This window comes from Chania multitudinisentens RB-25 (assembly GCF_000520015.2).
Lineage (GTDB): Bacteria > Pseudomonadota > Gammaproteobacteria > Enterobacterales > Enterobacteriaceae > Chania > Chania multitudinisentens.
Window position 1 is genome coordinate 2,586,517 of the sequence record NZ_CP007044.2, and the last position, 17,393, is coordinate 2,603,909.

General features: G+C 53.9%; 18 protein-coding genes. 11 read left to right on the forward strand and 7 right to left on the reverse strand.

The features are described from left to right. Positions 1-62: 62 nt before the first annotated feature. Positions 63-518 (reverse strand): YaiI/YqxD family protein, encoded by a 456-nt coding sequence (locus tag Z042_RS11385; protein WP_024912598.1) that lies wholly within the window; start codon positions 516-518, stop codon positions 63-65. Beyond that, a complete protein-coding gene (hemF, locus tag Z042_RS11390) occupies positions 518-1,438 on the reverse strand; it encodes an oxygen-dependent coproporphyrinogen oxidase (RefSeq protein ID WP_024912597.1) in 921 nt (306 codons plus the stop codon). Before hemF ends, Z042_RS11385 begins: the two co-directional genes overlap by 1 nt. A 173-nt stretch (positions 1,439-1,611) precedes the next feature. On the opposite strand from hemF, the gene Z042_RS11395 reads away from it, so the two are divergent. Continuing rightward, on the forward strand, positions 1,612-2,037 hold the full coding sequence (locus tag Z042_RS11395; RefSeq protein WP_024912596.1) for a GNAT family acetyltransferase: 426 nt from the start codon (positions 1,612-1,614) through the stop codon (positions 2,035-2,037). A gap of 38 nt (positions 2,038-2,075) precedes the next feature. Here the strand turns inward: Z042_RS11395 and Z042_RS11400 are convergent, their stop codons facing one another. Next, positions 2,076-2,474: a YgiW/YdeI family stress tolerance OB fold protein gene (locus Z042_RS11400; protein ID WP_024912595.1), complete on the reverse strand. Its 399-nt coding sequence runs from the start codon at positions 2,472-2,474 to the stop codon at positions 2,076-2,078. A 174-nt stretch (positions 2,475-2,648) separates the two neighbouring features. On the opposite strand from Z042_RS11400, the gene Z042_RS11405 reads away from it, so the two are divergent. From Z042_RS11405 to Z042_RS11450, 10 genes are all read left to right on the forward strand, one after another. Further along, positions 2,649-3,107 (forward strand): DUF2919 domain-containing protein, encoded by a 459-nt coding sequence (locus Z042_RS11405; RefSeq protein WP_024912594.1) that lies wholly within the window; start codon positions 2,649-2,651, stop codon positions 3,105-3,107. A gap of 125 nt (positions 3,108-3,232) precedes the next feature. Continuing rightward, positions 3,233-3,817, forward strand: a complete 585-nt coding sequence (locus Z042_RS11410) for an RpoE-regulated lipoprotein (protein ID WP_024912593.1) — start codon at positions 3,233-3,235, stop codon at positions 3,815-3,817. A 57-nt stretch (positions 3,818-3,874) separates the two neighbouring features. Then, entirely contained in the window at positions 3,875-4,774 is a 900-nt protein-coding gene (locus tag Z042_RS11415; RefSeq protein WP_024912592.1) for a Dyp-type peroxidase, read from the forward strand. Between the two features lie 202 nt (positions 4,775-4,976). Continuing rightward, positions 4,977-5,990, forward strand: coding sequence for a sulfate ABC transporter substrate-binding protein (locus tag Z042_RS11420; RefSeq protein WP_024912591.1), 1,014 nt, complete (start codon positions 4,977-4,979; stop codon positions 5,988-5,990). Continuing rightward, positions 5,990-6,823: a sulfate/thiosulfate ABC transporter permease CysT gene (gene cysT / locus Z042_RS11425; RefSeq protein WP_024912590.1), complete on the forward strand. Its 834-nt coding sequence runs from the start codon at positions 5,990-5,992 to the stop codon at positions 6,821-6,823. The genes Z042_RS11420 and cysT overlap by 1 nt, the downstream gene beginning before the upstream one ends. Continuing rightward, a complete protein-coding gene (cysW, locus tag Z042_RS11430; RefSeq protein WP_024912589.1) occupies positions 6,823-7,698 on the forward strand; it encodes a sulfate/thiosulfate ABC transporter permease CysW in 876 nt (291 codons plus the stop codon). Before cysT ends, cysW begins: the two co-directional genes overlap by 1 nt. Then, positions 7,688-8,776 carry a sulfate/thiosulfate ABC transporter ATP-binding protein CysA gene (cysA, locus tag Z042_RS11435; RefSeq protein WP_024912588.1) on the forward strand — a complete coding sequence of 363 codons (1,089 nt, stop codon included), beginning with the start codon at positions 7,688-7,690 and terminating at the stop codon, positions 8,774-8,776. The genes cysW and cysA overlap by 11 nt, the downstream gene beginning before the upstream one ends. Positions 8,777-8,979: 203 nt before the next feature. Continuing rightward, complete coding sequence (gene cysM, locus Z042_RS11440) at positions 8,980-9,861, forward strand: cysteine synthase CysM (protein ID WP_024912587.1); 882 nt, start codon at positions 8,980-8,982, stop codon at positions 9,859-9,861. A gap of 115 nt (positions 9,862-9,976) precedes the next feature. After that, positions 9,977-10,657 (forward strand): response regulator transcription factor, encoded by a 681-nt coding sequence (locus tag Z042_RS11445; RefSeq protein WP_024912586.1) that lies wholly within the window; start codon positions 9,977-9,979, stop codon positions 10,655-10,657. Between the two features lie 5 nt (positions 10,658-10,662). Next, positions 10,663-11,988, forward strand: coding sequence for an ATP-binding protein (locus Z042_RS11450; protein ID WP_024912585.1), 1,326 nt, complete (start codon positions 10,663-10,665; stop codon positions 11,986-11,988). 25 nt (positions 11,989-12,013) lie between these two features. On the opposite strand, the gene Z042_RS26590 is transcribed toward Z042_RS11450, so the two are convergent. The 4 genes from Z042_RS26590 to Z042_RS11470 form a co-directional block, all read right to left on the reverse strand. After that, positions 12,014-12,505: a hypothetical protein gene (locus Z042_RS26590; RefSeq protein WP_236849247.1), complete on the reverse strand. Its 492-nt coding sequence runs from the start codon at positions 12,503-12,505 to the stop codon at positions 12,014-12,016. A gap of 730 nt (positions 12,506-13,235) precedes the next feature. Further along, positions 13,236-15,827 (reverse strand): fimbria/pilus outer membrane usher protein, encoded by a 2,592-nt coding sequence (locus tag Z042_RS11460; RefSeq protein WP_024912583.1) that lies wholly within the window; start codon positions 15,825-15,827, stop codon positions 13,236-13,238. 62 nt (positions 15,828-15,889) lie between these two features. Further along, complete coding sequence (locus Z042_RS11465; RefSeq protein ID WP_024912582.1) at positions 15,890-16,657, reverse strand: fimbrial biogenesis chaperone; 768 nt, start codon at positions 16,655-16,657, stop codon at positions 15,890-15,892. Beyond that, positions 16,657-17,391 (reverse strand): fimbrial biogenesis chaperone, encoded by a 735-nt coding sequence (locus Z042_RS11470; RefSeq protein WP_024912581.1) that lies wholly within the window; start codon positions 17,389-17,391, stop codon positions 16,657-16,659. The genes Z042_RS11465 and Z042_RS11470 overlap by 1 nt, the downstream gene beginning before the upstream one ends. Positions 17,392-17,393: the final 2 nt, after the last annotated feature.

The following is a 17,393-nucleotide window of genomic DNA, read 5'->3' on the forward strand; positions in this document are numbered from 1 at the left end:
TGTGATGATCAAGGCCCCCCGCTGCGTGCAACGGGGGGCTTTTTTTATGCCTTACCGCAGCGTTATTGCGCTCGTTTCGCCTGCTGTAGCCATTTATCCAGTTCGTTGGCGAACTGCTGGCGATCGCGCTGATTCAGGGTGTTTGGCCCCCCGGTCTGGATACCGCTGGCTCGCAGGGTATCCATAAAATCACGCATATTCAGGCGTTCACGGATGGTATCCGGCGTGTAGCTCTCCCCGCGCGGATTGAGGGCAATCGCGCCTTTGGCTATCACTTCGGCGGCCAGCGGGATATCGGCGGTGATCACCAAATCACCAGGCTTACAACGGCGCACGATTTCGTTATCTGCTACGTCAAAACCTGCGGCAACCTGTAGAGTGCGGATAAATTTAGATGGCGGAGTGCGCAATGGTTGGTTGGCGACCAAGGTCACCAGCATGGCGGTGCGTTCTGCCGCGCGGAACAGCACTTCTTTGATCACATTCGGACAGGCATCCGCATCAACCCAAATCTGCATTATTCTTGCTCCTGCAACCAGTCGCGAACGGGCAGGAAATCGCGATAAAGCGCGGCTTCCGGGCTACCTTCTACCGGTTGGTAATTATACTCCCAGCGCACCAGAGGCGGCATGGACATCAGAATCGATTCGGTACGGCCACCGCTTTGTAGCCCGAACAGCGTACCGCGATCCCACACCAGATTGAATTCCACATAGCGGCCGCGGCGGTAAAGCTGGAACTGACGCTGCTCCTCGCCCCAAGGTAATGTTTTGCGCTTTGCCACAATCGGCAGATAGGCGTCTAAGAAACCTTCGCCTACGGCCTGGGTAAACGCAAAACAGGTCGCGAAATCCGGGGTGTTCAGATCGTCAAAAAACAGACCACCAATGCCGCGTGCTTCGTTACGGTGCTTAATAAAGAAATAGTCGTCGCACCATTTTTTATATTTCGGGTATACATCGTCCCCGAATGGGGCACAGAGCCGTTGTGCCGTGCGGTGCCAATGCACGGCATCGTCTGCAAAGCCATAGAACGGGGTCAGATCGAAGCCGCCGCCAAACCACCAGACGGGGTCTTTTCCCGGTTTTTCGGCAATAAAAAAACGCACATTGGCATGGCTGGCGGGAATATAAGGGTTGAGCGGGTGGATCACCACGGAAACCCCCATCGCCTGGAAGCTGCGCCCGGCTAATTCAGGGCGATGGGCGGTTGCGGAGGCAGGTAATGCAGCGCCGAAAACATGGGAAAAGTTGACGCCAGCCTGTTCAAATACGGCACCCTGGGTTAAAACCCGGCTACGGCCACCGCCGCCTTCTTCACGCTCCCAACAATCCTCATGAAAATCGGCACCGCCGTCGGCCTGTACTAATTGTTCACAAAGATGATCTTGCAGCCTTAACAGAAAGCTTTTTACTGCCTCAATGGTGGGTAAATTCATACAGGTTATTCACAACGGGTAACTGAACAGGGCGCCAAGTATATACTCAAAATCATCAGGGGTGCAGCAAGGTGGCGGTTCCCGGCGAGATGAGGGATTAGCCTAGGTCTGTGCTGCAACTTCAATCACTTTGGGTATAATCAGAGAAACACTGTTTATGATGGTGAACCTCAATGGAAATTCGCGTATTTCGGCAAGACGACTTTGAAGAAATCATTACTCTGTGGGAACGTTGTGACCTGCTGCGGCCGTGGAACGATCCTGAGATGGATATCGAACGTAAACTGAATCACGATCCGGAACTGTTTCTGGTGGCCGAAGTCGGGGGCGAAGTGGTGGGGTCGGTGATGGGGGGCTACGACGGCCACCGTGGTTCAGCATACTATCTTGGAGTGCACCCGGATTACCGGGGCCGTGGCATTGCCAACGCGCTGATTAACCGCTTGGAGAAAAAGCTGATTGCCCGGGGTTGCCCGAAAATTCAGCTGATGGTGCGCGAAGACAATGATACCGTGATTGAGATGTATGAAAAGCTGGGCTATGAGATCCAAGGCATTACCTGCTTGGGTAAGCGGTTGATCGAAGATCAGGAATATTAAACGCGTGGGGCGATGAGCCTTCACCGCCCCATTATCGTTTATGGCAGTTTTTTGATGCTTTTTACGTCAACTTCCACACTGTTCCACTCTTTATCCACTTTCCCTTCCAACTGCACTTTGTCTTTCGGGGTGATGGTTTGGCCGTTCCAGCGTTTTCTATCGATCTCGACCGTCAGAGTGCCGGTTGCGTCGCGGAAGGTATAGGTATCATCACCAATGCGCTGTTCAAGGTTACCCTGCAATATCACCCAGGCGTTGTCGTTCAGTGATTTGACCTGATTTGCCGTAGTCAATGCCGCACTTGGGCCGGAAAAACCACCTTGCGGTGTGTTTTGTACCTGAGCCTGTGGCGCGTTCGGATCAAGGAAGCCGCCTTGTTGTGCCAGAACCGGCGCACTGCACAGGGCGATTAATGCTATCAACGCGATTTTTTTCATCTGGATTTGTCCTTTTATCTGTTATGGAGCCTGTAGCTTTATCTATCAGGCTGTCTGTTTTGTTGCAGAGGATTAAACCATAAGGATCTTAAGAGGTTCTTAAGCTGGATATTGAAAATGGTCTATGTCGCCGCCATCTGAAAGAATAACCATGGTATAAGCAAGGAATGGCGTTTGAAGGGCTCAGCACCCCGGTTTTCACCGGACGATTACGATCAGCATGGCGTACTGCGTCTCCCACTGTGGTTTTGGGGAGTTTTGATACTCCAGGCCCGCACCTGGATATTGTTTGTGATGGCGGGAGCCTCACGCGATCAGGGCGCCGGATTGTTGCAACTGTTTTACCCCGATACTCAGCGTTTTTGGTACGGTATTTTGTTGGGCCTGCCAGCGGCACTGGCTTTTCTGATTTGTGGCCGCCGCCAGCAGTGGCCGCGCCTGTGGCGTTGCTGGCGCTGGGTATTGGCGGCCTCTTTGCTGGCGGCTTTACTGGGGGCGCTCTACAGCCTATGGGCGCAGGGCGGTAATGAACCGTCGCTGGAGATGGTGTTGGCGTTGCTTGATATCTTGGCGTTAGGTTATCTGTTGTTCAATCAACGGCTAAAGGCCTGTTTTATGCCACCAGAAGCATAGATTAATTCCTGGTTTCTGCGGCACTTTTCCCAATTTGCACACTCCAAGCTCGCAACCGATGGTGTCGCCCAGGCAGTTATGAGAGGCTGAAATGGCTGATGTGTTTGATGTTAAGGAGCTATGAGATGAATATTCGCCCACTGCTGTTAGGGCTACCGTTGTTACTGAGCGGCTGTTCGACCCTGAGCAATTTCTCCTGGTCCAGCCTGTCGCCGTTCAACTGGTTTGGCGGCAGTATAGAAGTGAGCGGCAAAGGGGTGGGGGGTATCAATGCCAGCACTCCAATGACGGAAACGGCGATTAGCGAAGGCCTGAACAACAATTACCGCCTGCGTGGCGGCATGGCAACCAGCAACGGCCAGATCGTTTCCTATTACCAGGCATTGGACGGCGACCAGGTGAAGTTGGTGATCACCGGTGTGCCGAAGGGCCAGGTACAGCGAGTTGACATGATGGACCCCAGTATTGCTACCGAATGGGGCAGCCAGTTGGGTACGCCATTCAGTGAACTCTTCAGCAAAGCCTATGGGGCCTGCAAACTGGGTACTGGTGAGGATGAGGGTAACGTTGAGTGTGTGGCGGAACAGAGCCGCTATGTTACTTATATCTTCAGTGGCAGATGGGCAGGCCCGCAGGATCTGATTCCGCCTGATGACACTTTGCGGAATTGGACGGTGAGTAAAATCATCTGGCATGCCAAAGCACAATAATTTTCGGTGGGTGCCTGCGGTGGCCCCATTACATCCCAGAGATTGAGGATAATAACAATGACACAGGTTCAGAGCGGGCTCCTGTTGGAACACTGCCGTTTTGGTATTTTTATTGAAGCCATGGTACAGGGCGAATTCGCTGATTTGCGTCAGGGATGCAAACAATTCTGCCAGGCGTTGAACGCGTTGCAGCAACAATTCCCAGAGGCTCATTTGGGCGCGGTGGTGGCCTTTGGTGCTGACGTTTGGCACGATCTTTCGAACGGCCAGGGAGCCAAAGAATTGAAGCCTTTCACGCCGTTAGGCAAAGGCTTGGCACCGGCCACCCAGCGTGATTTGCTGATCCATATTCAATCTCTGCGCCATGATGTCAATTTTTCTGTGGCGCAGGCGGCACTGGCCGCGTTTGGCAGCACCATCCGTGTTGAAGAAGAAACCCACGGTTTCCGCTGGATAGAAGAGCGCGATCTAAGCGGTTTTATCGATGGCACCGAAAACCCACAAGGTGAAGATCGCCCGGCTGTTGCGGTGATCGGTGAAGATGAAGAAGACGCAGGCGGCAGCTATGTGCTGGTGCAGCGTTACGAACATAATCTGCGCCAATGGCAGCGTTTTACCACTGAACAGCAGGAGCAGATGATTGGCCGTACCAAACAGAGCAGCGAGGAACTGCCGCCGGAACAGCGGCCAGAGACATCGCACGTCAGCCGTGTCGATCTCAAAGAAGAAGGCAAAGGGCTGAAAATTTTGCGTCAGAGCCTGCCTTATGGCACTGCCAGCGGCAAGCATGGCCTGTACTTTATTGCCTACTGCGCCCGCCTGCACAATATTGAAAAACAGCTGCTGAGCATGTTCGGTGAACTGGATGGCAAACACGATGCTTTACTGCGTTTCAGCCGTGCGGTGACGGGCAGCTACTACTTTGCGCCATCACTGACGCGCCTGTTGTCACTTTAAATGCACGATTTGGAGCCAGTGTTACTGGCTCCGGCTCGCCTGCTTTTGCGGTAACACCGCTCCCATCCTGCCTTATAGCATTTGATGCTTTAACATCACTAAACGGTATATAAAAGCGTTACAGGTCTGCATCGAGTTATAAATACACTGAGCATTATCAGGGCGACAGTCCGGCGGTTCGGCTGAGTGTATAAGGTGCAGAATGAAACATAAAAGTAGTGTGTTGAAAGGAGGGCTGGCTGCACTGTTATTAGCCAGCGGGACAATTTCTGCGGCTGAATTGCTCAACAGCTCTTATGACGTTTCTCGTGAATTATTTACTGCGTTGAATCCCGGCTTTGAACAGCAATGGAACCAACAGCATCCGAACGACAAACTGACGATCAAACAATCTCATGCCGGTTCTTCTAAACAGGCGTTGGCGATCCTGCAAGGCTTGCGTGCCGATGTCGTTACCTATAACCAGGTGACCGATGTCCAGATCCTGCACGATCGCGGCCAGTTGATCCCGGCCGATTGGCAGCAACGTTTGCCGAACAACAGCTCGCCGTTTTATTCCACCATGGCGTTCCTGGTGCGTAAGGGTAACCCGAAAGGCATCCATACCTGGAACGATCTGGTGCGTAGTGACGTGCAACTGGTGTTCCCGAATCCTAAAACTTCCGGTAATGGCCGTTATACCTATTTGGCTGCCTGGGGGGCTGCCAGCCAGGCCAATGATAACGATCAGGCCAAAACCCGCGAGTTTATGACCCGGTTCCTGAAAAATGTGGTGGTGTTTGATACCGGCGGCCGTGGCGCAACCACGACCTTTGTTGAACGTGGTTTGGGCGATGTGCTGATCAGCTTCGAATCAGAAGTGAACAATATCCGTAAGCAGTACGGCGCAGACAAATACGAGGTGATCGTCCCGCCGGTAGACATTCTGGCAGAGTTCCCGGTGGCCTGGGTGGATAAAAACGTTGAGAAAAACGGCACCGAGCAGGCTGCGCAGGCCTACCTGAACTACCTGTACAGCCCCGCAGCACAGCAGGTGATCACCAGTTTCTATTACCGGGTCTATGACCAGAAAGCGATGGACGCGGCGAAAGGCCAGTTCCCGCAGACCAAATTGTTCCGTGTGGAAGAGCAGTTCGGCAGTTGGCCGCAGGTAATGAGCACGCACTTTGTGACCGGCGGTGAACTGGATCAGTTATTAGCGGCAGGGCGTAAGTAATGTTGGCGTTGTCCAGCAAACGGGTTTTGCCCGGCTTTACTCTGAGCCTGGGGAGCAGCCTGCTGTATACCTGCCTGATCTTGCTGTTGCCACTCAGCGCGCTGGTGATGCAACTGGCGCAGATGAGCCTGGCTCAATACTGGGAAGTGATCACCAATCCACAAGTGGTGGCCGCCTATAAAGTCACACTGTTGGCGGCGGGCGTGGCCAGTATCTTTAACGCGGTGTTTGGCATGTTGATGGCCTGGATACTGACTCGTTATCAGTTTCCTGGCCGTTCTTTGCTGGATGGCCTGATGGATTTGCCTTTTGCGCTGCCCACGGCGGTGGCTGGTTTGACGCTGGCCGGGTTATTTTCCACCACCGGCTGGTACGGCCAATGGTTGGCACAGTTCGATATCAAAGTGTCGTTCACCTGGTTGGGGATTGCGGTGGCGATGGCGTTCACCAGCATTCCGTTCGTGGTGCGCACCGTGCAACCGGTGCTGGAAGAGTTGGGGCCGGAATACGAAGAAGCAGCCGAAACGTTAGGGGCCAGCCGCTGGCAGAGTTTCCGCCGGGTAGTGATGCCAGAGGTGGCTCCGGCGCTGTTGGCCGGCACCGCACTGTCGTTTACCCGCAGCCTGGGCGAGTTTGGCGCGGTGATCTTTATCGCCGGTAACATCGCCTGGAAGACCGAAGTCACCTCACTGATGATTTTTGTCCGTTTGCAGGAGTTCGATTACCCAGCGGCCAGCGCCATTGCTTCGGTGATTCTGGCAGCCTCTTTACTGTTGCTGTTTGCCATTAACGTTTTGCAGAGCCGCTTTGGCCGCCGTATTGGAGGGCACTGATGGCTGATATTACCGCTTTCCGTGGCGTAGAACGCCCAAGGGTTAACTGGGGCAAATGGGCGCTGATCGCTATCGGCGTGCTGTTTTCTGTCCTGCTGCTGGTGGTGCCAATGGTGATGATTTTTACCGAGGCATTTTCCTCTGGCGCGGGCGCCGTATGGCAAAACCTGTCCGACCCGGACATGTTGCATGCTATTTGGCTGACGGTGCTGGTGGCGCTGATTACCGTACCGGTCAACCTGGTGTTTGGCACGTTGCTGGCCTGGTTGGTGACGCGTTTCACGTTTCCTGGCCGCCAATTGCTGCTGACGCTGTTTGATATACCCTTTGCCGTTTCGCCTGTGGTGGCGGGGTTGCTGTATCTGCTGTTTTACGGCACCAATGGGCCGCTCGGTGGCTGGCTGGAGGCGCATGACATCCAACTGATGTTTGCCTGGCCCGGCATGGTGCTGGTAACGGTGTTTGTCACCTGCCCGTTCGTGGTACGTGAACTGGTACCGCTGATGTTGAGCCAGGGCAGCCAGGAAGATGAAGCCGCTGTGCTGCTGGGGGCTTCTGGCTGGCAGATGTTCCGCCGCGTCACGCTGCCGAATATCCGTTGGGCATTGCTGTACGGCGTGGTGCTGACCAATGCGCGCGCGATTGGTGAATTTGGTGCGGTGTCGGTAGTTTCCGGTTCGATTCGCGGTGAAACCTATACCTTGCCTTTGCAAGTTGAATTACTGCATCAGGATTACAACACCGCCGGGGCTTTTACTGCCGCGGCGCTGCTGACCCTGATGGCGATAGTGACCTTATTTCTGAAAAGCGGATTGCAATGGCGCTTAGCACGCCAGAATGCACGTCTTGAGCGGGAGGAAAATCATGAGCATTGAGATCAATGGTATCAATAAATTTTTCGGGCGTACCAAGGTATTGAACGATATCTCGCTCGATATTCCTTCTGGCGAAATGGTGGCCCTGCTGGGGCCGTCGGGCTCCGGTAAAACCACTTTGCTGCGGATTATCGCCGGTTTGGAAAGCCAGAGCGGCGGTACTTTGGGCTTTCATGGCACCGATGTCAGCCGTGTACATGCGCGCGATCGCCGGGTTGGCTTTGTGTTTCAACACTATGCGCTGTTCCGCCATATGACGGTATTCGACAATATCGCTTTCGGCCTGAGCGTGTTGCCACGCCGTGAGCGCCCGAATGCGGCCGCGATCAAACAGAAAGTGGAGCAACTGCTGGAGATGGTGCAGTTGAGTCATTTGGCTAACCGTTATCCGTCACAGCTTTCGGGCGGCCAGAAACAGCGTGTGGCTTTGGCGCGGGCGCTGGCGGTGGAACCACAGATTCTGCTGCTGGATGAGCCTTTTGGTGCACTGGACGCACAGGTGCGTAAAGAACTGCGCCGCTGGCTGCGCCAACTGCACGAAGAGTTGAAATTCACCAGCGTATTTGTGACTCACGATCAGGAAGAAGCGATGGAAGTGGCGGATCGCATCGTGGTGATGAGCCAGGGCAACATCGAGCAGGTGGGTTCACCGACTGAGATCATGCGTGAACCCGCTACCCGTTTCGTGCTGGAGTTTATGGGCGAAGTGAACCGTTTGAACGGCGAAATCCGTGGTTCACAACTGTTTGTTGGCGCACATCAGTGGCCGCTGTCGTTCCAGCCAATGCATCAGGGCCGCGTTGATTTATTCCTGCGCCCGTGGGAGATGGAAATCAGCACCGAGAGCAGCGCCCGTTGCCCATTACCGGTGCAGGTATTGGAAGTCAGCCCACGCGGCCACTTCTGGCAACTGACCGTACAGCCTATTGGCTGGCATCAGGAACCGATCAGCGTAGTGTTATCGGAAGGCAATTCGGCACCCACACGCGGTGGCCGTTATTACGTGGGTAGCCTGAACGCCCGCCTGTATGCCGATCAACAATTGTTACAACCGGTTGCGTTAGCGAAAAGCGCCTGATAACTTTTAACCCCCATTACTCGTATTTAATACTCTAAATAATTCGAGTTGCAGGAAGGCGGCAAGTTCGAGAACCCCCAGAGGCATAGATAAACTCTGTGACTGGGGTGTGCGAACGCAGCCAACGCACATGCAGCTTGAAGTATGATGAGTATAAGGCAACCCTTGGGGTTGCCTTTTTACATGACACACAGGCAACGATTGTGAGCACGCTGGAACAATGCATCGGGAATACTCCATTAGTAAAACTGCAACGCCTGGCCGCAGGTTTGGGCAGTGAGGTCTGGGCCAAACTGGAAGGCAACAATCCGGCAGGCTCGGTCAAAGATCGCGCTGCGCTGGCGATGATCCTGCAGGCGGAACTGCGTGGTGAAATCAAACCCGGCGATACGCTGATTGAAGCAACCAGCGGCAATACCGGTATTGCGTTGGCGATGATTGCGGCAATGAAAGGCTATACCTTGAAGCTGCTGATGCCGGAAAACATGAGCATGGAGCGCCAGGCGGCGATGCGAGCCTACGGCGCTGAGCTGATCCTGGTCAGCCGTGAGCAGGGCATGGAAGGGGCACGCGACCTGGCGCTGGAAATGCAGCAGCAAGGGCAGGGTAAAGTGCTGGATCAGTTCAATAATCTGGATAACCCCTATGCCCACTTCACCACTACCGGCCCGGAGATCTGGCAGCAAACGGCGGGCCGTATCACACATTTTGTTTCCAGCATGGGCACCACCGGCACTATTACCGGCGTGGGCGGCTTCCTGAAAAACCAAAATCCACAAATACAGATTATCGGCCTGCAACCGGCGGAAGGCAGCAGTATTCCTGGGATTCGCCGTTGGCCCGCGGCCTACCTGCCAGGTATTTTCCGCCCTGAACTGATAGATCAGGTGCTGGATATGAGCCAAAGCGCCGCTGAACACACTATGCGCCAGTTGGCACAGCGTGAAGGGATCTTCTGTGGCGTTAGCTCCGGTGGTGCCATCGCTGGCGCACTGCGCGTTGCCGCGGCTAATCCAGGCAGCGTGATTGTGGCGATTATCTGCGATCGCGGCGATCGTTACCTTTCTACCGGCGTGTTTGATTAAAGGCTGATGGGTGTAGCAGCCTAATCTTCAGGAAATATGTAAGGATTGAGTAAAACCGACTGCGATACAGATTAATCAGCGAGAGAATGGCCTGAATCAGCAGGGGGAGTAAGGCATGAAAATTTTGTTGGTTGATGATGATCTGGAACTTGGCACAATGCTGAGTGAATACCTGACGGCTGAAGGTTTCAATGCAACTCTGGTACTGACCGGCAGAGCTGGGGTAGCAGGTGCGCTTTCCGGGGATTATACCGCGATGATCCTCGACATCATGCTGCCGGACATGAGCGGCATTGATGTGCTGCGTGAGGTGCGTAAAAAGAGTCGCTTACCGATCATTATGCTGACCGCCAAAGGTGACAATATTGACCGGGTGATTGGTCTGGAAATGGGGGCTGATGATTACGTGCCCAAACCCTGTTACCCGCGTGAACTGGTTGCTCGCTTGCGCGCCGTGCTGCGCCGTTTTGAAGAGCAACCGGAAGCAATAGACCGGGATTCCGTGCTGGTATTTGGTGGGTTGGCGCTGAACCCGGCAACCCGGATTAGCGAGTGGCAGGGGCAGACGTTTGATCTGACGGCGTCGGAATTCAATCTTCTGGAACTGTTGCTACGCGCGCCAGAACGGGTGGTGTCCAAAGATGAGCTTTCGGAAAAGGGGCTGGGCCGCCCGCGTGAGGCTTATGATCGCAGCGTCGATGTTCATATCAGCAATATCCGCCAAAAGTTGAGTACGTTAACAGGTAATCAACTGGGTATCGAAACGGTGCGCAGTATCGGTTACCGCATCAGGTGAAGCCTATGCGCGGAAGATTGTTCTGGAAAATCCTGCTCGGCTTCTGGCTGACATTTCTCATTATGACCCAGGCATTGTGGGTGACTTTTACGTTTTATGGCAACCGCCATGAGTCACCAGAAACCAGCATTGCCCGGCGTATCATCAACCTGCAAATGACTTCTGCTGCCAGCATGTTGCGCAGCGGCGGTATGCCTGCATTGGAAGCGATGGTGGCTGATTGGCCGTTGGCCGAGCGGCGTTTTTTCACCGTGATCCCGGCAGCCCATCCTTCAGTGGAAAGTGCAGAAACGGAGCGTTTGCCACCCAAGGTGGTGGAATGGGTTATGGGAGCAGATAACCAGGGTTATTTGCTGAGTTATGATCTGGCTGGATTACGGGAAGAGTATCGTTCGCCTAAACGCTGGCGCATTCTGAACATTCCTGAACCGATGCTGTGGGTGGGTGGGGTAGGAGGGCTGTTGTTCAGTGCGGTATTGGCCTGGAATCTGACGCGGCCGATGCGTCAACTGCGTGCGGGTTTTGGCCTGGTGGCACAGGGCGATCTGGCGGTGCGGTTATTCCCGGCGATGCGGCGGCGGCATGATGAGCTTGCTGACGTAGCGCGTGATTTCGATAGCATGGTTGAACGGCTGGAACTGTTGGTTAGCGCCCGTGAGCAACTGCTGCACGATGTTTCTCATGAACTACGATCACCCTTGGCACGTTTGCAACTGGCGATCGGTCTGGGGCGGCAAAATCCCGCTAACGTGGAAAATTCACTGCAACGTATTGAACATGAAGCAGGCAGGCTGGACAAAATGATCGGTGAGCTGCTGGCTTTATCGCGGGCCGAAAACAACAGTCTGCCTGATGAAGAATACTTCGAACTTTATGGGCTGGTGGAGGCGGTGGTGAACGATGCGCGCTACGAAGCACAAATTCCCGGTGTGGAGATTGTGCTGCGGGCTGATGTTGAAGTGGAGCACACGGTGAAAGGCAATGCTGAACTGATGCGCCGTGCGGTAGATAACATTGTGCGCAATGCGCTGCGTTTTTCCAGCCATGGGCAGCAGATTAGGGTTGAGCTGACGTGTATCGATCAATGGTTGCAGATTGAGGTCAGCGATCAGGGGCCGGGAGTGGAAGAAGCGAAGCTTTCCAGCATTTTTGATCCCTTTGTACGGGTGAAATCGGCGCTGTCTGGTAAAGGGTACGGGCTGGGGCTGGCGATTGCCCGTAAAGTAGTGCTGGCGCACGGTGGGCAGGTGGAAGCGCACAATGCTGAACGAGGCGGGTTGGTGATCCGGCTACGAGTACCGCGTTGGGATTTGAGCTCAGGCGCTGCGTGAGAGCGCCTGAGCCTTGCGGTTGTGCTTAGTTAAAGGTGACCAGCATTTCTGTTGAGGCATCAACCGGGCCAAGCGGTAAACTACTGCCACCAGAGCATAAACGCCAGGTTAGCTGACTATTGGTTATTTTGGTGGCTTCGGTACTTCTGATATTGCCCACTTTAAGCGGGGTATTATTAAACGGAATGCCGGTGGTTGCATTACAAGCACCACTGCCCGTCACGCCGTTATCGATTTCCCCGGTAATATAGCCACCGCCCTGCGTCAGTGCCAAGCGGGTCGGTGTGGCATTATACAGGCCGCTGGCAGGGCGGAACTGGACGTTGATATTGGCATCAATCCGATCTGTATCTTGCGAACAGGCAACGGCAAGCGGATAGGATAAGCGTGCCAATTCGCTTCCAACCTGAGTATTACGTTGTACGCCACCAAAGTTAACGTTGGTGGTGGTGGCGATGGTGCAGACTAATGTGGAGATGCGGAGCGTGATAAGATCCGGCAAAATATTTATCGACATATCCCCACTGATAGAGGATGAATAAGTTCCAGCATACATGGGAGGAACAGGGATATTTGGTGTACTTTCTTGCTCGCCATTGGCAACCATAACCCAGGTTCCTGTTATTCGAACTGTTCGGACATAGTTGGGATCATAAAAAAAAGTTCTTGCTTCCATAAGCGGGGGTAAGCACCAATGTTGCCTGTTAGCATTATAAGAGATCGGGTTGCTGATAGAATGCCCTGAGCTTGTCATTCCTTGTGTTACGGGTAACCCTAGCGTACCAGTAAGGGTTTCTATAGTTCTACCATCAGTTAAACGGTATGTTGCACTCCCAGTAGCTCTAGGCATTAACCCAACTCCTTTAGCTATCTGCAATACACGCTGGCCATTGATCATCACGAGTTTCCTATCATCGATGCAGGATGTTGATAGGTCAGATATAGATATGAGCCCAGATGTAGGACTTAGGCTTGAACTAACGGTTGCTTTCCTTAGTTCTTCGTTAAACGGAAGCCCTTCCCATACTATGCCGCTATTTTTACCAATGGTAATGGTTTCCATGGTTACGGAGAATGAGGAACGGGGCATAAGTGATAACGTCAATATTGCCAACAGAGATAGAGCGCCGCCCTTGCGCTTGTTTTGCTGAAATGGCGTGAATGTGCATATTGGTTTCATGGTGTTTATCTTCCTGTTCTCGCATTCGGTGGGGCTGTTTGCCGCTTTTGGGGTTGTCATAGTGTGTTTATTTCCCCTGGCAGTTCAGCGTCAGCATAAGTATCGGGTTATTGGCTGATGGCGGTGCCGCATTTTTCAGGTTGAAAGCGGTCAGGCACTGCTGGTTGGCACCATTGCCCCAGGTGACTTTCAGCTTCCCTTGTTCCGGCATCCCGCTCAGATACACTTGCCCGGCTTCCCCAACAATCCCGGTATTGGGCTCATTGGCGACTTTGTTCTCTATGGCAACCAGCGCCCCGAATGGCACCGGGGTTTTATCCCCTTGCAGCAGCGTCAGCAGTACCTGATAACCGATGCGTGTTGCAAAGTTGGCCATCACTACGGCCCCTTTGGTGGGGTAGACGTTCAGGCTGGACTGCGTCACATCCACGTCGTCTGGCAAAGTGGCCGGGTTCAAGCCAACGTTGTTGAGCTGATAGCTCGACAGATAGGGCACTACCGCGTAACCACGGCTGTCCGTCTGGATATTGCCGTTCATCACGCTGGTGCCTTTGGCACCCGGCGCATTCACGATGGCTACTGAATTGCCCAGCATCTGGCTCAACGTCACCCCCTGCGGATGCACGATAAGGCCACCGCTGCCGCTCATATTCAGTGAACGGTTCTGGCGGTTGTAGCTGTAGCCCATGCTGGCGACCCCTTTGCTGCCATAATAGCCCGCGTTCAGAGTGCTGCTACTGGGGTTTTGACCATTGGACCAGCCCTGCATCAGGCTGTAAGAGAGGCGGCTGTCCAAGGCACTGCCGTTAATCCCGCTCTGCTGCTGCACTTGCCCGTGATTATCATGGGTCATCTGGTAGCTGGCATAGGTGTTATTCAGCAGAGATGATGGGCTGAACAGGCTCAGTGGCATCTGTACGTTTAGCGATAACTGCCGGTTTTCTGGCCAATCACCATCCCCTTTGGTCCGATCAATACTGTAAGCCAGGCCATAGCTCACGCCGCGATAGCTGCCGTTGTAACCAGCGGATAACGTGTTGACGATCTTATTGTTGCCCCAGAAGTCGTTACGTGAGGCTGACAGATACAGTGAACCCCAGGAATTCAGCTGCTGGCTGAGCCGGATCTGGAAGTTAGAGCGCTGGCGTTCCAGGGCCCAAGGTACTTGCCCTTCGCTGAGCTGGAAGCCAGAGTTGTTAAAGTCGGCAAAGCTGTAATAGTGGCGAGTTGAGTAACGGTAGGCGGTCAGATCCACCGCCGTGCCGGTAGTCAACATACTTTTGGAATAGCGCAACCGGTAAGAATAGCCTTGCTGATATGAATCTCGCTCACGCAGTTTGGCGTTGGAGGCGGTGATGTCCGCAGAGAGGGCACCGAAGCTACCCAGCGAGAAACCGCTGCCCACCACGGCAGAGGCATACTTCTCGGCCAACAGCATACCGCCATACAGAGTGACATCATGAGGCAGGCCATAAATAGCCGTACCCAAGAGAAAGTCTGCCTTTTGCGAATCGACCGTAATACCACCGTGGTAACGGCCCGCCGTCACTTCATATTTCAGGCTGCCCTGCCGCCGCATTACCGGTAGAGATGAGAAGGCCAGCGCCTGAGTACGCACGGTACCATCCGATTCGTTAATCGTCAGAGTCAGATCGCCTGCCTGCCCCGTTTGGAACAGATCATTGATGCGGAAAGGCCCGGGAGCCACATAGGTCTGATAGATGATATTGCCGTTCTGGCTCACCGTGACGCGGGCGTTAGTTTGTGCAATACCGCTGATGATTGGTGCAAAACCGCGCAGGCTGTTGGGTAACATATCGTCACTGGAATTGAGCTTGATTCCGCGGAATGGGATGCTGTCAAACACGTCGTTTTCCGTGCTGCTTTCCCCCATCAACACTTCCGAGCGCCAGGGCTTGATATCGCGCTGCAAAAAGGTATTGCTAAACTGTGTGCTTTGGGTGGTTGGCACCGCCATATTGCTCTGGTTGATGGTGTTGCGCATGTAAGACATGTTGCTGCGCAGGCGCCATGCCTGCAAGTTAGCCCCGCCCTGCACGTTGGCAAACAGGTTGGTCTGGGTACTCCTTCCCATTCCGGCCTGCCCGTCCTGCCAGTTGCGCCCACCGTTCAGGATATAGTTGAACATCAGTGCCGGTACGCCATCGTCCCACAGCGCCGGATCAATCTGGCCCTGAGCATTAGGCTGCATCGCCACCTGTGGAACGCTGAGATCCAGACGAAGCTGGGCAAAATCAAACTGGGCTTTTGACTCAGGGATGAGAGTGGCAAGATCGTTGACGGGTTTGTCCGGCGCCAGCCCGGCAAAAGTAGGTAAAACCTGGGTGTTGACGCCCAGCTTGTACAGGAAATCAGGTGTGAGCTGCGGTTGAACATTTCCGTGAGTATCCGCGTTGAAGGCCAGCGTATGCTGCCCCTGATCTATCTGGTTGATAAACAAGGAGACAGTATAGGTACCCGGCGGTGTTTTTCCTGAGGTTTCAAAGGAGGTCAGGTCAACGGTGGCAGCGTTGGTGCCCCCCAGAGAAAGCAGCCCTGGATCAAAATAGTCTCGGGCCACGGCAGGAGTACCACTTACCAAGAGAGTTGCTCCAGCCAGCGCTGGCAATAATGTGAAGTCAGTATGTCGTGTTGTCATTGATTATCGCGTCCATAACGAAAGCCAGGGTGTCACTTTTCCATGTACCACTTCAGAAAAGCCTACAGGGGGCGCTGCTCGGCTGGAGTACTCCAGCCGTCTTCATCAATCAGTTGCCATGTCACATTGCCTAAAGCACCATCGGGTAGGGGATAACGCTGCTGGCCTTTAGGGGGAACCATCAAACGCAACTGTGTTTTGTCTAAGGCTACCGTCCCCACTTTTAGGGATGAAAACGTCAGCCAATAAGGTGTTGGGTTCTCTACAATCAGCTGGTTCCCTTCACGGCGGAATTGCAGCTTGGGGGCCATATCTTCAACGGCGCGTTTAGCCAATCCTTCCGGGCGGTAAAATATTTTCATATTGCTGACGACCGTCAGCACCATCTGTTCCTTTGGTGCTTGCTTGTCCGGCGCTGTTTGAGTGGGGATTGCCTTCATTGAGATGAAAAATACGGATTCACGGTCGGCCGGTAACGGTTCGCTATTACGCCGGATGCGCAATGTCAAAACGTTGTTAGGCTCCAGGCGAGCCAGCGGCGGTGTGACAATAAACGGCATGGTCGGGCGTTTTTCACTCGCCATAGGCACATTACCCGTCTGAGGATCAACAGGTTGTATCCAAGACTGCATCAGATAGGGTAAAGGAGCGGTATTGTTGGCCGTCAAAGTGACGCCTTTTCTGTCACTCTCCATATAAATCACGCGTAGCACATGGAAAGAAATCCCTTGCGGGTTAGCAGGTGCTGTTTGTGCGCGAGCGGTGTTGGCGCAAACCGCCAACAGGCAAAGAAGCCAGCCGGCAGGGCGCCAGCAAAATAAAGAGTTCATCACGGCGTTTCCTGTGTAGATAAGACAGCTTGTTTGCACGGAGTGGATAAGCCCCCGTAATCGGTGATGGTCTGCCATTCGGCCTGCGTGACTCGTCCCTGAACCGGGTAATTCTGTGTACTCAGAGGGGCCAACATGGATGGTTGAGCATCCAGATTGACGGGAGTATTGTTGAATTTCAGCTGCCCAAACGTTTGAAAATAAGGGGTTGGGTTCTCAACGCGAACCCCGTTAACCCCCTGGCTCAATCGCAGGTTGCAGAGGGCACTGTCTGGTGCCGTTTTGATGTCTGCCGGGCGGTAGAACAGTTTGATGGTAAAGCGCATGCCCATGGATACCCGTGCCAAGGGGATGTCTTGGCTGGGTTGAGCGGGTATGGCGAGTACCGAAAGATAGAACAGTGACTCCCGGTCTGCGGGCAGGGCAGCACCCTGCGGTATGATACGCAACAGTTGGCGATTATCAGGCTTAAGTGGAAAAACCGGCGGCGTTACGATGAACGGTGCTGCTGTAACATTGTCGGGCGCAAGCTGTACCCGGCTTTGAATCAGGTAGCTTTGCTTACCGGTATTTTTCACTGCCAGAGTTTGTGCTTTATCCGTGGATAAAAATATCACCCGTGTCTGGTTCAGGCTGATACCACCGGCAGCAGGCTGTGCTGCCAGTGTAGGTATTGAGAGCAGCGCGCACAAACCAGCTACGGGTATTACAGAATAAGCACGTATAGAGAGCATAT

Excerpts from the sequence above, each read along its gene's own strand:
- Z042_RS11385 (WP_024912598.1), bottom strand. The coding sequence starts at position 518 with ATGCAGATTTGGGTTGATGCGGATGCCTGTCCGAATGTGATCAAAGAA.
- hemF (WP_024912597.1), bottom strand. The coding sequence starts at position 1,438 with ATGAATTTACCCACCATTGAGGCAGTAAAAAGCTTTCTGTTAAGGCTG.
- Z042_RS11395 (WP_024912596.1), top strand. The coding sequence starts at position 1,612 with ATGGAAATTCGCGTATTTCGGCAAGACGACTTTGAAGAAATCATTACT.
- Z042_RS11400 (WP_024912595.1), bottom strand. The coding sequence starts at position 2,474 with ATGAAAAAAATCGCGTTGATAGCATTAATCGCCCTGTGCAGTGCGCCG.
- Z042_RS11410 (WP_024912593.1), top strand. The coding sequence starts at position 3,233 with ATGAATATTCGCCCACTGCTGTTAGGGCTACCGTTGTTACTGAGCGGC.
- Z042_RS11415 (WP_024912592.1), top strand. The coding sequence starts at position 3,875 with ATGACACAGGTTCAGAGCGGGCTCCTGTTGGAACACTGCCGTTTTGGT.
- Z042_RS11420 (WP_024912591.1), top strand. The coding sequence starts at position 4,977 with ATGAAACATAAAAGTAGTGTGTTGAAAGGAGGGCTGGCTGCACTGTTA.
- cysT (WP_024912590.1), top strand. The coding sequence starts at position 5,990 with ATGTTGGCGTTGTCCAGCAAACGGGTTTTGCCCGGCTTTACTCTGAGC.
- cysW (WP_024912589.1), top strand. The coding sequence starts at position 6,823 with ATGGCTGATATTACCGCTTTCCGTGGCGTAGAACGCCCAAGGGTTAAC.
- cysA (WP_024912588.1), top strand. The coding sequence starts at position 7,688 with ATGAGCATTGAGATCAATGGTATCAATAAATTTTTCGGGCGTACCAAG.
- Z042_RS11445 (WP_024912586.1), top strand. The coding sequence starts at position 9,977 with ATGAAAATTTTGTTGGTTGATGATGATCTGGAACTTGGCACAATGCTG.
- Z042_RS11450 (WP_024912585.1), top strand. The coding sequence starts at position 10,663 with ATGCGCGGAAGATTGTTCTGGAAAATCCTGCTCGGCTTCTGGCTGACA.
- Z042_RS26590 (WP_236849247.1), bottom strand. The coding sequence starts at position 12,505 with ATGTCGATAAATATTTTGCCGGATCTTATCACGCTCCGCATCTCCACA.
- Z042_RS11460 (WP_024912583.1), bottom strand. The coding sequence starts at position 15,827 with ATGACAACACGACATACTGACTTCACATTATTGCCAGCGCTGGCTGGA.
- Z042_RS11465 (WP_024912582.1), bottom strand. The coding sequence starts at position 16,657 with ATGAACTCTTTATTTTGCTGGCGCCCTGCCGGCTGGCTTCTTTGCCTG.
- Z042_RS11470 (WP_024912581.1), bottom strand. The coding sequence starts at position 17,391 with ATGCTCTCTATACGTGCTTATTCTGTAATACCCGTAGCTGGTTTGTGC.